Genomic DNA, 15,636 nt, shown 5'->3' with positions numbered 1-15,636 from the left:
AATATTTAATATATTGTTAATAAATCATAAAGAAAATTTAAAAATTATTCTCTATTCTTAATTAATAGCCATCCCGAATACGAAACTGGTAATTTTGTATCAGGTTCTGTCCAGTTCAAAATATACCAATAAGTCCCTGTTGAGAGGGTTCTTCCGCCTGCTTTACCGTCCCAGATATAATTTTTATCAGATGATTTATAAACTGGAGCTCCGTAGCGATCAACAACCTCAATACTCACATTTTGCTTCAATCTTAGCTCAGAATAGTTTAAAACATCATTATGACCATCCCCGTTTGGAGTAATAGCGTTCACAAGATTGATAATCAGGAACTCTTTTATGACTGGTCGGCATCCATCTGCACCTAAAACATAAACGGTATGCGGTCCTCTCGTAAGTCCGCTAAAGACATTTGATGACTGATAATCAATTCCGTTGATAGAATATTTATAAGGAGCAGTTCCACCTGTAACATTGATAGTTGCAGTTGATCCTGTTACCTGAATACTTGTAATGACGGGAGACTGAGCAGTTGTTACTTTTACTTCTTGTCTATAAATACAGCCATTAAATCCTAAATCAACAAAGTAAATTCCTTCACCTACTGTAATTGATGGAGTAGTCGCTCCGGTGCTCCACAGATAAGATGTAAATCCGGCTCCGGCATTTAAAATTGCTTTTTCACCTGAACATACAACCTGATCTTTTAATACATCAGATTTTTTTCCTGCTTTTAAAGTAATAGTTAATGTTCCGGTATTCGGACATGCATTATTGCTTGTAAATCTTACGAAATATGTTCCTGTAGTAGTAATTACCTGTTGCGTTGCAATCGGATTGGTTCCTGCCTGTGCATTGGCTAAAGTAGTATGGAAAGTCAGAGAAACTCCGGGATCAACTGTAAATTGATTTTTATAATCGTTTAAGTTTACCGTTTCAGAACCATTGAGATCACTGTCACAAACTTGAGTATTTACAGTATTTGTGATAAGAGTGATTTTATTTCCGATTGTAAAGTTGATTTGCCCGAAAGCCGGTGGACAAGGAGCGTTACCTTCAACTCTTACATAAACGGTTGTATTGGCTGTATAAGTCCAGTTTACAGGTAAAGTATTATTGTTTCCGGCGTTTGCATCGGCCTGAATTAAATAATACTTTACAGTAAAATTAGCGGAGTTTGTTACAATCTGCTGTGTTACTGTGCTGAAATTTACGTTTATAATTCCATCAAGATTATCATCACAGATGTTTGCATTAAAATTAGCTGTATTGATATTAGGAACTGCGTTTACTTTTACAGTCAGTGTTGCAGTATTGAAACATTGTGAGCCATCTGAAAATCTTATGTAAAAAATTCCTGTAGCACCGGTATTTATCGTTTGCGTTGCAGAAATAGCATTTGTTCCCGCTTGTGCATCTGCCAAAGTGCTGTGGAATGTTAAAGTTACTAAAGGATCATTTGTAAATATATTTTTATATGTATTTAAATTCACTATTTCAGAGCCATTATTGTCTGTATCACATAAATTGGATACATAAGTTGTCACTAGTAAAGGAACTTTAATTCTGATTTTGAAATTAATCTGTCCGAAAGCGGGAGAACAAGGTGCATTTCCTTCAACTCTTACGTAGACAGTTGTATTTGATGTATAGCTCCAGTTAATAGGTAAAGTATTGTTGTTTCCAGCAGTTGCATCAGCTTGATTTAAATAATATTTAACTGTGAAACTTGCCGAATTTGTAACAATTTGTGGAGTTACAGTCGCAAAATTAATATTAATAATTCCGTCGCTGTCATCGTCACAGATATCCGCATTGAAATTAGACGTGTTGATATTGGGAGTTGCATTTACAGTTATAGCCAGATTTCCGGTGTTGTAACATTGGGCTGCATTGGTAAATCTTAAATAATAAGTTCCGGTTGCGCCATTGTTGATTGTCTGTGTATTAGAAATAGCATTTGTTCCTGATTGTGCATCAGCCAAAGTACTGTAGAATGTTACTGTCGTTAAAGGATCTGTAGTAAATATGCTAATGTAATTATTTAAATTAACAGTTTCAGAACCGTTGTTATCTGTGTCGCAAATTTGTAAAACGTGGGTCTGAGTAAGTAAAGGAGCTTTATTTTTAAGTTTAAAATTAATTTGTCCGAAAGCAGGAGGGCATCCGTTTGTACTTTCTACTCTTACATAAACGGTTGTATTGGCTGTATAACTCCAGTTAACAGGTAAAGTATTGTTGTTTCCCGCAGTTGCATCAGCTTGATTTAGATAATATTTTACAGTAAAACTTGTTGAATTTACCACAATTTGTGGAGTTACAGTCGTAAAATTAATATTGATGATTCCATCATTGTCATCATCACAAATATCTGCATTGTAGGAAGCTGTGTTGATATTCGGAGCGGAATTTACAGTTAAAGTTACTTGTGCTGTTTTTGAACAACCGAATGCTGAAGTTACTTTTACATAAACAATTCCTCCATTTGAAACATAAGCAGAAGGAGTAGTAATTGGTGTCGTCAAAGCAGCATCTGAAAAATAAGTAGATGTCGTTCCGGAATCCGGAGTAACTGCAGCTGTAGTTAAATTAAATGTTCCATTGGTTCCGCTGTTTGTACACAGAGTTAATGAAGCATTGTTTACCTTTAAAACATCAATATTGAGAATGACTTTAAAATATTCAAAAGCGGCAGGAGTTCCGTTGCCTTCAATGTAATAAGTAAATGTATCTGTAATATCATTTGCCAAACCTGGGTTTGGCGTGTAAGTAATTTGTCCGTTTGCAGGATTTACTGTTGCAGTTCCTGAAGTTGGCTGTACAACAACGCTTGTCTGAATTGGCGAAATTACCTGTGTAGAATTTGTAAATGCAGGAATCACTGTTTTTGTATTACAAGATCCTATATTGTAAGTTGTCGTAGAGATCGGTGGACACAATGTGTAATTATAAACATTGGTAAGTTTAGACTCGCAATTGTTTTTTGTAACTAGACAAGTATAATTTCCTGCACCGTAAGTTTCAGGATTTATGAAATAAGTTGTTGCTCCTGGAATAGGATTTCCGTTGAGAAACCATTGGTAAGCGTCATATGTATTGTCAACCTGAAGAATAATTCCGTTTAAACAATCTCCAGTTTTTGAGATTACCGGAACTGATGAAAATCCGGAAAAATAACCACCATAACCTACTGCGCCACTTCCTCCGATGATTCCTGCAGTTACGGATTTTGTAGAATTTACAGTTACAGTTCCTGTGATATTCGGGATAGAATAAGATACCCAGTTTGCATTTCCTGTCACAGAATAAGGTCCGTTTCCGGCTGCAATCGGATTTCCGTTAAGTGTTACGGCTGCTCCGGTTTGGGTGATGATATTCAGTTTTGTATTATAAGTTTGAGATCCTATACTATTAATAAAGCCAATTTCGTCAACTTTATTAGGCAAAAAACAGCTCAATGGCGGGATATAATTAAATCCTCCTGTCGCATAGATAGTTCCTGTTGCTACACCAGCTAACAATTGATAAACATACATGTTTTTGTTTGAGGAAATTCCCATATTGAAATTGTTATTCCCCTGATTGATGAATGAATTTCCGGGAATCATAAAGTATTGTCCCGCATTCAGAGTCACTCCTGATGGTGCGCCGTTTACAGTGAAAGTTGTATTATTTTCTGTAGCGATTACTAAAATTGTTTCCATGCCGGAAGCTGCAGGGCCATTTCCTTTTACCACCACAAAATCTTTCCCCAATCTGTCTACAGGGACAGCCTGATCCATCAAAATATCATTATTCGTAAAATTTTGATTGGTATAGATTGCATTAAAATTTCCGTTAGTTACCGAAACTGCTTTTGTTGCTACGATCTTGGCTCCTACCAATCCGTCTAAATTATTTGGACTGTCGCTACTTACAGCATCCAAAATATAAGATTGTCCTCTGTTTAATGTAAAAGTTTTTGTCGGTGATGAAGTTCCATCTGCGAAGACAACTGCTGGATTATAACCAGAAACAACGACCGTAGTGTTATCTTCTGTAGCAGTAACTCCTATCGTAGAATTGATGTATGTTTGATCGGCAGTAAGTGGTGCCATTGCCGCATAAAAAGTAGTTCCTAGTCCGGCTAAACCTTTAGAAGTAATGATTTCTGCATGATTGGTTACCGAAAACCTGTAATTTGCAAAGAATTTTTTAGGACCTTTCGCATACATTCCCATTGATACAGGTGTCATAAGGTCATTTTGGTTGGTCGCCAATAAAAAAGATTGCGGAATACTTACCTGAACAGGATTATTTTTACTGACAGTAACAGTATTGTAAAGTATATTGTTGTTGTAAATCTGGACTGCAAATGGAGTAGTTTCGTTGGTCGACAGATAAAGAAAACTCTGAAGGCCCGACGTTCCGGCTCTTGCAGACATTGGAGCAAACCAATGATCAGTATCCAATTGAGCATTCACCAATAAACAAAGAAATGTACAAATACTTAGTAAAAATTTTTTCATGCCAGAATTAAAAGGGCGACAAATTTAAGTATTAATAATCAAATTATTATATTAATTTTTTAACATATTTTAATGTTTTTTCAAAATGTGAATTTTTTAAGTGAAACTTCATAATTTGTTAATGTTCATAATTTGGATAAAATAAAAAATCCCGGTGAAAAATTCACCGGGATCGTATATTTGTTTGAAGATCGATTAAGATAAGCTTACTCTTACAAATCCTGTCACTTTCAAGTCTCCGTTTACAGATTTTACATAATCAGCAACAGACATAGAGCTGTCTTTGATGAAATCCTGGTGTACCAAAGTGTTGTCTTTGTAGAATCTCTGCATTTTACCTTTAAGGATATTTTCGATAATGTTTGCAGGTTTACCTTCTTCAGTAAGTTTGTGTCTTTCGATTTCCAATTCTTTGTCGATAGTTTCCTGAGAAACTTTAGTTTCGTCAAGAGCGATTGGGTTCATTGCAGCAGCCTGCATAGAAACAGCTTTAGCAGCTTCGTCAGCACCGTCTACTTTTGCAGAAAGTGAAGTGATTGCAGCGATTTTGTTTCCAGCGTGGATGTAAGCTCCCAAGAAAGGTCCTGTAATTCTTTCGAATGCACCGATCTCGATTTTCTCACCAATTACACCTGTTTGCTCGATCAATTTCTCAGCAACAGTCATTCCATGGAAATCTGTAGCCAACAATTCTTCTTTAGTAGCAGCGAAAATAGCCATTTCAGCAATTTCGTAAGCTAGCTCGATGAACGCTTCGTTTTTAGCAACAAAGTCAGTCTCACAGTTTAAAGAGATGATCGTACCTAAAGTGTTATCTTCGTTTACTCTCGCGATTACAGCACCTTCAGAAGAATCTCTGTCAGCTCTGTTAGCAGCTACTTTTTGTCCTTTTTTTCTAAGGATATCTACTGCTTTTTCGAAGTCTCCTTCTGCTTCAACTAAAGCTTTCTTGCAGTCCATCATACCTGCACCTGTTTGGTTTCTCAATTTTGCTACGTCTGCAGCAGCTGGTGAATAAGACATAATATTTATTATTTTTTTATTTAAAATTATGATTAACTTTAATAGTTTATTTTAAAGATGTGCAAAGATAATGATTTTAATGATAAACTAAAAAATGACTTTTCACGTTATAGTATTATTTAATAAATTTTTTAAAGTTTTTACTACATGAAAAAAATATTTCTAGTCTTATTCCTCTCTATATTCTGTTTAGGCTTCTCCCAAAAGAAGAAAAAATCTAAAACGAAAGCTGTTGCAGAGAAAGAAACAGTCATTATATATACAGAAACTGAAGCTGAAACTTCAAACGAACCAAGAATTATCGCAGGATTTCTAAAACAAAATCCGGGTCACGCACGAACAGATTTTTTTAAGAAAAGACTGATCACGATTATTATGGCAGACAATTCTCCGGAAGCCAAACCAACCATAAAACCGTTAAGCAAAGATAAAATTGAAAAAATTGTTAGCAATAATGAACTCAATAAGGGTAAAAATTTAGCAACTACAAATGCACCCGAAAGAAGCGTAAGTTATGCAAGTGTGGGAAGTTCAAGCAAAAAAGCCGAACCAAGTGATAAATCGAAAAAAACAGCATCAATGTTGACTCATCTTTTTAATAATGATCCAAGTGATAAAGAAGCATATGTCAATATTAAAAATAAATCCAACTGCAGATTGATTGTGAAAATCAGCGGAAAAAAATATTATAATCTTGACGTTCCTGCAAAAGGACAGAATTTTTTAATGATTGAAAAAGGTGAATATGTTTTGACGACAATGGTTTGTGATGCAAAATATTCTTCATTAAAGAAAATTAATAAAGATATTGAGATACAGCTTGATGTAGCTGATTAGGTTTAAATTAAATCAAAATAAAAAAGGTAGCTTTGAAATTCTCAGCTACCTTTTTTTTTATCCTTTAAATTGCCCCATCGCAATAAATTTGTCTTGTCTCTGTGTTTCCAATTCTTTACCTGTGAATTTTGAGAACGCTTTGATGTTTTGCAAAATCGAAGTTTTCAGATTCAAATAGGTTGTTTCTGGATCGTAATGAGCTCCACCAAGTGGTTCTTCGATGATTCCGTCGATGAATTTTTCTCTTAATGCATCTTTTGGAGTCAGGTTCAATGCGTTTGCGGCATCCTCTTTATGATCCCAGTTTCTCCATAAGATTGAAGAACAGCTTTCCGGTGCAATTACGGTGTACCAAGTATTTTCAAGCATGTATACTTTGTTACCAACACCAATTCCTAAAGCTCCGCCACTCGCTCCTTCACCGATAATGTAAGTGAAAATAGGAGTTTTAAGCATCGTCATTTCAAAAATATTTCTTGCTATCGCTTCACCCTGACCTCTTTCTTCAGCTTCCAATCCAGGATAAGCTCCCGGTGTGTCCACTAAAGTGATTACAGGAATTTTAAACTTTTCGGCTAACTTCATTAGTCTTAAAGCTTTTCTGTATCCTTCAGGATTCGGCATTCCGAATCTTCTGTGTTGTCTTTCTTTGGTTGTTCTTCCTTTTTGAGTACCGATAATCATCACTCTTTGACCGTCTAAAGTCGCCAATCCTCCGATCATCGCAGGATCATCTGCAAAGTTTCTGTCACCGTGAAGCTCCAAAAAACTGCCTTTATCTACCATACCTTTAATATAGTCAATAGTATAAGGGCGATCCGGATGACGCGATAACTGTACTCTTTGCCAAGGCGTAAGATTTCCATAGATCTGTTTTTTGGTATCTATAATCTTATCCTCGATCTGACTGCATGCTAATTTTACATCAACACCACTTTCTTCTCCTACCAATGAACAGGTTTGATACTGATCCATCAGTTCTTTTATAGGAAGTTCGAAACTTAAATATTCCATTCTTGAAGTAAATTAAATCTTTCAAATTTATGAAAAATTATGCAACTCTATTTAAAATTATTTATAGCATTGTTTATTCTGGCCGTACTTTCTTCTTTACCAACCAGTTCCAAGATATCTGGAACGTCCGGACCTTTGAGTTCTCCAACCAATGCTAAACGCAACGGCATCATCACTTTTCCCATTCCTACACCTTTGTTTTCCGCAAAATCGTGTAAGTTTTGTTTAATATTTTCTGAACTGAAATCATTTATTGAATTCAAATTTTCAGCAAATTCAGTCAAAAGATCTGCAGTTTCCTCATTCCAAGCTTTTTTAGATGCTTTTTCGTCGTGAGAAGTTGGAGCTTCGAAAAAGAATTTTCCGTTTTCGTAAATATCTTTCGGAAAAGTGGCTCTCTCTTTCATCAGATGAATAATCTTCAACAATTTTTCATCTTCAGCATTTAAATTTAAATCTGAATTTTTTAGAATTTGTAGTAATTCATCATCTGATTTCAACTGAATGTATTGATGATTAAACCATTCTGCTTTTTCTTTGCTGAATCTTGCTCCGGCTTTGTGAACTTTATTTAAATCAAATTCTTGTGTCATTTCATCCAAGGATAAAATTTCTTTGTCAGCAGCAGGAGACCAACCCAAAAGCGAAACCATGTTGATAAATGCTTCAGGAAGATAACCGTTTTCTCTATAACCTTGAGAAACATTACCAGTTGCAGGATCTGTAAAAATTAAAGGAAATACTGGAAATCCGAATTTATCACCGTCTCTTTTGCTCAGTTTTCCGGAAAGTCCTTTCTTTAAAAACTGTTTTACAGAAGCTGTGATTTCATTATCCTTTTCGTTTTCATTCAGCATTGATTTGAATCTCGGACTTTTCACTTCTGAAAAGAATGATTTAATAATGGCAGATGATTCATCAAAAGAAAACTGACTGTTTTTTGTAACAAACTCTTCAGTGAAAGATTTTGTAATGCTGTCAATATTTTCTTTACTGATTAACGTTGAAACATCTGGTTTTAAAATCAAAGATAGGTGTGCAAACTCAGGAGCTTCCCATCCCATTGCTTCATATAATAAAGTATGAAGTCCTAAAGATGGCAACCATTCTTCACCACGAATGACGTGAGAAATTTCCATTTCGTGATCATCAATAATGTTGGCGAAATGGTAAGTCGGCATTCCGTCGTTTTTTACTAAAACTTTATCGTCTAAAGTGTCTGTATTTACTGCGGAATTTCCACGGATAATATCTACTAAACCTAAAGTTCTGTCAACAGGCATTTTGAATCTTACAACATAAGGAGTTTTTGCATCCAAAAGTTTTTGAACTTCCTCTTCAGAAAGTGCAATGCTGTTTTTAAGACGATTTCTGGTTTTGTTATCGTAAGAGAAAACTTCGCCTTTTGCTTCAAATTCTGCACGGATTGCATCTAATTCTTCGGCAGTATCAAAAGCAATATAAGCGTAATCTGTTTTTAAAATTTGCTCGGTGTATCTGTCGTAGATATCTCTTCTTTCAGATTGTCTGTAAGGAGCAAATTTCCCGCCTTTTTTTGGGCTCTCGTCGGGAATGATTCCGCACCATTCAAGAGCTTCTTCAATATAATCTTCGGCTCCTTCAACGTATCTTGCGGTATCTGTATCTTCAATTCTCAATACAAATTCACCGCCCTGATTTTTAGCAAAAAGATAATCATACAATGCAGTTCTTACACCTCCCAAATGCAAAGGTCCTGTAGGACTTGGTGCAAAACGGACTCTTACTTTATTCATTTCTTTGAAATTAAGGTGCAAATTTAAGCATTTCAAAAAAGTTTATCAGTAAAAGGATGTCTTTTTTAGAAAAAACTATTTGATGTTTTTAAGTAAAATGTAATTTTTGTATTCGCCGATTCTTATTTTCAGCAAATCTTCCAGCGGTTGTACCAATTTGTCTTTCTTGTCCCAAATTGCCTGAGATTTATCGTGTTCAAAAACAAAATCGTGATCCGCAATGGCCTGTGTCATTACTTTTGGATGAGTTCCTAAAAATTTACCGACTCTGTCAACTGTGTGGTAATTGTACTCTTCTTTCGGCGCTTCAGCTAATTTTTGATCCTTTTGACCATAATAATATTGAAAATTATTGGCTTTAAGAGTCATTTTTTTTGTAGATCTCACAGAATTATAATGATATATTGGAGCATCAAGACGTAAAACTTTTAATTTTTCTCCTCTTTCGCTTCCATTTAAATATCCTTCATTAGATTTAAACTTTCTAAAACCCTGCGAATCGATATAAGATCTAATCTCAGAATTGTTTTTAAAAATTCTGATCTCGTTTTTGTGTACAGCTCTGCTGTTTCTGATATGATTGTAATCTCCCCAAAAATGAAGGAACGGCTGTAGAAAACCTTCTACAATAAGATTGTCGTTGTATTTTTTTATATTTTCAAGAATTTTAGGCAAATCATTTTCATGAATAACTTCATCTGCCTGAATATGAAAAACCCAGTCTCCGGTAACGTGTTCCAACCCAATATTGGATTGCTGGGCAAAAATTTTGCCGTGCTGTTTCAGATTGTCATCCCAAATGGTATCAACAATTTTGATTTTAGGACTATTTAAGTTTTCAATAGCTTCACGTGTTCCATCTGTTGAGTCACCTACAACAGCGATGAATTCGTCACAAATTGGCAAAACCGATTGAATGGATTCTAGAAAAGGAACACCATACTGGAAACCATTTCTTACATAGCCGTAGCCGCTAATTTTCATTTTATTAATTTTATGCAAAATTCTTATTTTTTTTTAAATAATACGGGATTTATAATTTAAGTTTTTACTTTTGTATTTAAAGATTACAAATAATGTTAGAAATTGGTGAAAGACCGTGGGGAAAATACTATGTATTGGCAGATGAGCCTCACTACAAATTAAAAAGAATAGAAGTAAATCCGGGACAAAAATTATCCTATCAATATCATCACAAAAGACAGGAACAATGGACAATTATCGAAGGAGACGCCACAATTGTACTTGATGATCAAGAAATCAAGTTGTCTTACGGAGAAAGTATTTTTATTCCATTAGGAGCAAAACATCGTATCATGAATTTGTCTGATAAGCCAGTTGTTTTTATCGAGGTTCAAACCGGAACTTATTTTGGTGAGGATGATATTGTGAGGTTAGAGGATGCATATGATAGAAGTTGATTGTGAAAATTCTTAAAAATTATATTGAAAAATTAAATAAAATATCTGTATTCTTATATGGATATTTTATTTTAGGAGCACTGCTGTCCATATTTATAGGCTCAAATTCAAAGCTTAGTTTCTTACCCATTTTATCTTTTATTCTGTTTCTTATTATTTTTACTTTCTCGGAAACCAAATTTTCTTTAACTGAAGATTTTTCTGTTACAAAATGTATATATTTTCTCAGTTTTATTAATATTTTTATTTTTCTTACTGGAAAAATAGAAAACGAAAGTCAATTTTTTTTAACGTTAAAAAATTATATTGGATTTAATTCAAAAATTATTTTTCTCATCATAAATGGATTAATTATAATATTAAGCTTCAATAAAAAAATAAAAATTTTGACAATTGCATACTTGATTGTTTTTATATTATTTTCATTAATTGTTCCTTTTTTATATCCAGACCCTTTTATTGATTTGTTTATAATTCTCAAACAGTCAATAAATGACTTGTTACACTTGAAAAATCCATACGAAAGAGTTTATACTGATATTTACAATGGAACTTATAATTATGCTTACGGAAAACAGGATATAAAATTAGTTTATTGGCCAATAAATATTTACTTGCTGACTCCATTTCAAGTGTTTTTTGGAGATTTACGTTATGGTAATATATTTTATCTTATTTCGGGATGTTTAATTTTATTTTTTGGTCTGAAAAAAGATTTGAAAATTTTAAGTATAAGTATATTATTGGTTTTTACTTGTCCTTATACTTTTTATATGATAAAATATGCATGGATTGATAGCTTATCATTTCCTTTTTTCTGTTTGTTTTTTATATCAATCATCTATAGAAAAAAAGCTCTTGGTTTTATTTTTTTAGGAATAATCATGTCTATGAAACTTTATTTTTTACCATTGCTGCCATTGGTTGTTTTGTATTATCATAAAGAGTTTTCTATTGGTGATTATTTTAAATATATGTCGCTGACTTTTCTGTCATTTTTCATATGCTTTTTACCCTTTTTGATTATTGATAATAAAAGCTTACTTTATAGTATAGACTATTTTAATATTTCTAACCCCAGATATGATGCTCTTTCGATAACAGGATATTTATTTAAAAAGGGAATTAATATTTCTGATTTTGCCAATTATTTAATTCTTGCTGTTTTGGGGATCATCTATTTTATGTTTTATAAAAACAAAAGTTATACACCTTTTTCACTGATAAAATATTTTATATTGCTATTGTTTATAATATTTATATTGTCAAAACAAGCTTTTGGCAACTATTATTATAATATTATATTGCTATCGATTTGTTATATTGTAATTTATATTTTTACTTTTAAAGAAAAATCAAAAATTTTATCACATGGAGTGTAAAATATGTAAACAACCTTCTCATAAAATTTTTGAGAAAACTGTTCTAGTCAAATATCTGGTAGATTATCATCAATGTTCAAATTGTGGTTTTATACAGACTGATGACCCATTTTGGCTAAAAGAAGCATATGAGAATGCGATTACATCATTAGATATTGGTATTTTAAATCGGAATGATTTCTTAAAGGAAAATGTGAGCAAAATGATAGATTGTCTATTTCCTGAAGCACAGTTTTTTTTGGATTTTGCGGGAGGTTATGGTCTTTTTGTACGAGCAATGAGAGATAAAGGATATAATTTTTACAGACAGGATATTTATTGTGAAAATTTGTTTTCAAAACATTTTGATATTGAAGACTTAAACGAGTCAAATTTTGATTTAGTTACAGCTTTCGAAGTATTTGAGCATCTGGAAAATCCACTTTTGGAAATTGAGAATATTCTAAAATATTCTAAACATCTTATTTTTTCTACAGATATAATTCCTCAAACAGTATCCGAAGTTGAAAATTGGGTATATATTGCTGCGGAAACCGGACAACATATTGCTTTTTATTCTGAGAGATCATTACAGATCGTCGCGCAAAAATTTTCTAAAAATTATTACAGGAAAGGAAACCTTCATATTTTCACAAATAAGACTTTTTCTCAAGTACAAGTAGATGTTGCGCTGAACGATAAAACTGAATATTCGTATTTTTTTGGTCTTATAAAAAAGAAAATTGGAACTAATTATCCTCAAAGAGAAAGTTATCAACATAGAGATTATCTTAAAATAAAAGAGATTCTAAATGAAGAAGCAGCAAATCAAAGTTAAATGAAGACTAAACTTATATTTGATATAGAGATTATCGGGAAAACCTACAGAATTAACGAGACCGGAATTTTTCGGGTAGCTTATGAGCTATTTAATCGATTGGTTTCTGATCAGAAGATAGATATTTCATATTCTACTACTGATGTCAAGAATTGTAAAGATACTTCATCAAAAATTGATTTCTTTTTTGATGACCACAATATTACTTCTCCAATCTTTGCGATCAATTGTGAAAGAGTAAAATTCATCCCTTTTAGAAAAGAAAAACCTTTCAGAATCTTTTACAATAAAATTGGCATTTACGATTATAAAATAGATTATAATAATGATGTGCTACAAAGTGCACAAATATATCACTCTGTATATAATCCTCTTCCAAAAGGACTGGATAAATTTCCTCATATTAAAAAGGTGATAACGATTCATGATTTAATACCTTTATTATTACCCGATTTACATTTTACTTCAAATCTGCTAAAGAAAATTGTTTCAAGCATCGGAAAAGATGGTTATGCTATTTGTGTTTCGGAGAATACAAAAAAAGATTTGCTAAATTATGCTCCTTACATAAATCCCGATCATGTTTATGTAAGCCTTTTAGCCGCTTCAAAAGAGCTTTTCTATGTTTGTAATGATGAAGAAAAGTTTAATTCAATTAAAGAAAAATATAATCTCCCTGCAAAATATTTTTTAAGTGTGGGTACTTTAGAACCTCGTAAAAACGTAGATCATGTCATTCGTACATTCTTGAAAGTTGTGAAGGAAAATAATATTGATGATCTCGGATTGGTTTTGGTAGGGGCAAAAGGGTGGGATTATGACAGGATTTTTCATGAATATGATAATGCCCAAGAATTAAAAGATAAAATAATCATTACCGGAAGAGTTCCGGATGAAGATCTTGCAAGTTTATACAGCCATGCAAATTCTTTTTACTATATGTCTCTTTACGAAGGTTTTGGTTTGCCGCCTTTGGAAGCAATGCAATGTGGTGTTGCGACCGTTACTTCCAATACATCTTCTTTGCCGGAAGTTGTTGGAGATGCAGGGATTATGCTCGATCCTAAAGATGTAGAATCACTTTCTCAGACAATGCTTACTTTGTATAAAGATGATCATCTTCGAACTGTATATTCTCAAAAAGGATTGGAAAGATCAAAAATGTTTTCTTGGGAAAAGTCTGCTGATGAAATTGTTGAGATCTATCAGAAAATTTGCAATTCATAGTTTTTTTTATCCACAAAATTTCTTTGTCTTTTCTAAAATTGATTGTTCTACTAATCGTTTTCTGTTTTAATTTTAATTAAAAATTTAATGTCGATAATAAGAAATTCAATAGTAATCGGTATTTGTTAACTATTAATAAACAAAACCAAAACTATTTCAAAAAAATCAATAATTTTTTTATTAAATAACTAATAAGTAATTGTTTTTGATCTTATATTTGTGAAATTTTGTAATTAATAATTATTTGCTTAAACTCAATCAAAAGGATATCTCATATTTCAAAAATTATCAATATCGATCGTAGATTGAAGATAAAAGCTTAGTTCTCAATTATTAAAAAATAGGAAACGAAAAGTGTTATAAACAATAAATAACGAATAGAACAATGCTTCAATATATAAAAAAGTGGAAATTTTTGCTTCTGCTTATCGTTTTTGCAATTTCTTGTTCTCAAGAGGAAGAAAGCTTATTTGCAGAAAATGTACCTTCTGTATCAGATAATAATAAAGAATATGATGGTTTACTAGATTATCTTACAGATCTTGGAACGATTAATATCAACGCAATAGCAAACGGAAATTATCCGGGACAAAATAATCCTGCTCTTATCAAAAATATCAATAGTCCGAATATGGCGTATTGTCATCCTGATGTACAATATTTTCCAAACGGATTTAATGGTTATAAATATTGGATGGTTTTCACTCCTTACTTTGGATCAGTTGGAAACGAACAGACTTCTAAGAGATATGAAAATCCGACAATTGTCGTGTCAAATGACGGTATCAATTGGAGCGGTCCAAATGGAGTTGCAGGTCCGTTGCAAAAAGCACCTTCTGTAAATGAAAGTTTTTCTGAAAATAAAGTTGATGCTAAACAAGGTTTCTGGTCAGATGTTGACTGGACTTTTGAAAATGGAAAATTCTCATTGTACTACAGAGGAAGTATGATAAAAGCTGTTGCTTTGAAAGCTAGAGGAGCCAAAAATCAAAATAATACAAAAAAATTAGGAAAAAATTCTCAAAGAACGATTGTGAGACAAACTTCTACCGACGGGATCAACTGGACTCCTTTAGAAGCTGTTTACACAAGCAATACTCCTTATGCGCCAAAAGATAATCATATCATTTCGCCAAGTATTGTTTATAATGGTCAAAAATATACGAGTTATGAAGTTGAGAATAATATCAGTCCGAATTTTCCGGGAAATGATCCTTCTTATGTGATCACAAGAACGTCTAACAACGGTTTGGATTTTTCAAATTTTAAAGATAGTAAAGTAGTCAATTTTATTAATAAACCTTGGACTAAAATTAATTCAGAATACGCACCATGGCATATTCAGGCAACTTATGTAGACGGATATTATTTCTTATGTATTGCTGCAGGTGAAGTGAAAAAATATACTGCTGAAAGTCTTTATTTAGCTTTTTCGAAGGATGGGCTAAATTTTAAAGTACTTCCAAAACCATTAGTAGAAAAAAATACTTACAGATCTTGTGTTTTTCCGATGAATACCGATAGCGAAACGATTGATTTTGGAGCAGTTATCGCCTATAAATCCGGAGTTTTTAAATACAGAGAATTTAAGCTTAATAAAGCAAAGCTTAATGCCTGTCTTACTAAATAACA

11 protein-coding genes are annotated in these 15,636 nt (G+C 32.8%); 6 read left to right on the top strand and 5 right to left on the bottom strand.

What is annotated here, in order from left to right; genetic code table 11:
- Nucleotides 1-44 precede the first annotated feature (44 nt).
- The gene (locus NZ698_RS14245; protein WP_263003868.1) at nt 45-4,508 is read right to left on the bottom strand and encodes an FIDD domain-containing protein; all 4,464 of its coding nucleotides are present in this window, start codon (nt 4,506-4,508) and stop codon (nt 45-47) included.
- Nucleotides 4,509-4,703: 195 nt separating this feature from the next.
- The gene (gene tsf / locus NZ698_RS14240) at nt 4,704-5,531 is read right to left on the bottom strand and encodes a translation elongation factor Ts (protein WP_263003867.1); all 828 of its coding nucleotides are present in this window, start codon (nt 5,529-5,531) and stop codon (nt 4,704-4,706) included.
- A 147-nt stretch (nt 5,532-5,678) separates the two neighbouring features.
- On the opposite strand from tsf, the gene NZ698_RS14235 reads away from it, so the two are divergent.
- Nucleotides 5,679-6,368, top strand: a complete 690-nt coding sequence (locus NZ698_RS14235) for a DUF6759 domain-containing protein (RefSeq protein ID WP_263003866.1) — start codon at nt 5,679-5,681, stop codon at nt 6,366-6,368.
- A gap of 57 nt (nt 6,369-6,425) precedes the next feature.
- Here the strand turns inward: NZ698_RS14235 and NZ698_RS14230 are convergent, their stop codons facing one another.
- The 3 genes from NZ698_RS14230 to NZ698_RS14220 form a co-directional block, all read right to left on the bottom strand.
- Nucleotides 6,426-7,382 carry an acetyl-CoA carboxylase carboxyltransferase subunit alpha gene (locus tag NZ698_RS14230; RefSeq protein WP_242803636.1) on the bottom strand — a complete coding sequence of 319 codons (957 nt, stop codon included), beginning with the start codon at nt 7,380-7,382 and terminating at the stop codon, nt 6,426-6,428.
- 47 nt (nt 7,383-7,429) lie between these two features.
- A complete protein-coding gene (gltX, locus tag NZ698_RS14225) occupies nt 7,430-9,157 on the bottom strand; it encodes a glutamate--tRNA ligase (protein WP_263003865.1) in 1,728 nt (575 codons plus the stop codon).
- Nucleotides 9,158-9,232: 75 nt separating this feature from the next.
- Nucleotides 9,233-10,141, bottom strand: coding sequence for a glycosyltransferase (locus tag NZ698_RS14220; RefSeq protein ID WP_263003864.1), 909 nt, complete (start codon nt 10,139-10,141; stop codon nt 9,233-9,235).
- 92 nt (nt 10,142-10,233) lie between these two features.
- Between NZ698_RS14220 and NZ698_RS14215 the strand changes: the two genes are divergently transcribed.
- From NZ698_RS14215 to NZ698_RS14195, 5 genes are all read left to right on the top strand, one after another.
- Nucleotides 10,234-10,578 (top strand): phosphomannose isomerase type II C-terminal cupin domain, encoded by a 345-nt coding sequence (locus tag NZ698_RS14215; protein WP_263003863.1) that lies wholly within the window; start codon nt 10,234-10,236, stop codon nt 10,576-10,578.
- A gap of 2 nt (nt 10,579-10,580) precedes the next feature.
- The gene (locus NZ698_RS14210) at nt 10,581-11,960 is read left to right on the top strand and encodes a hypothetical protein (RefSeq protein ID WP_263003862.1); all 1,380 of its coding nucleotides are present in this window, start codon (nt 10,581-10,583) and stop codon (nt 11,958-11,960) included.
- Complete coding sequence (locus NZ698_RS14205; protein ID WP_263003861.1) at nt 11,950-12,777, top strand: class I SAM-dependent methyltransferase; 828 nt, start codon at nt 11,950-11,952, stop codon at nt 12,775-12,777. The genes NZ698_RS14210 and NZ698_RS14205 overlap by 11 nt, the downstream gene beginning before the upstream one ends.
- Nucleotides 12,778-14,004: a glycosyltransferase family 4 protein gene (locus NZ698_RS14200; protein WP_263003860.1), complete on the top strand. Its 1,227-nt coding sequence runs from the start codon at nt 12,778-12,780 to the stop codon at nt 14,002-14,004.
- Between the two features lie 385 nt (nt 14,005-14,389).
- On the top strand, nt 14,390-15,634 hold the full coding sequence (locus NZ698_RS14195) for a hypothetical protein (protein ID WP_263003859.1): 1,245 nt from the start codon (nt 14,390-14,392) through the stop codon (nt 15,632-15,634).
- Nucleotides 15,635-15,636: the final 2 nt, after the last annotated feature.

This window comes from Chryseobacterium edaphi (assembly GCF_025628985.1).
Lineage (GTDB): Bacteria > Bacteroidota > Bacteroidia > Flavobacteriales > Weeksellaceae > Chryseobacterium > Chryseobacterium edaphi.
Note: the sequence above shows the minus strand (reverse complement) of the source record. Positions and strands in the feature narration are given on the sequence as shown.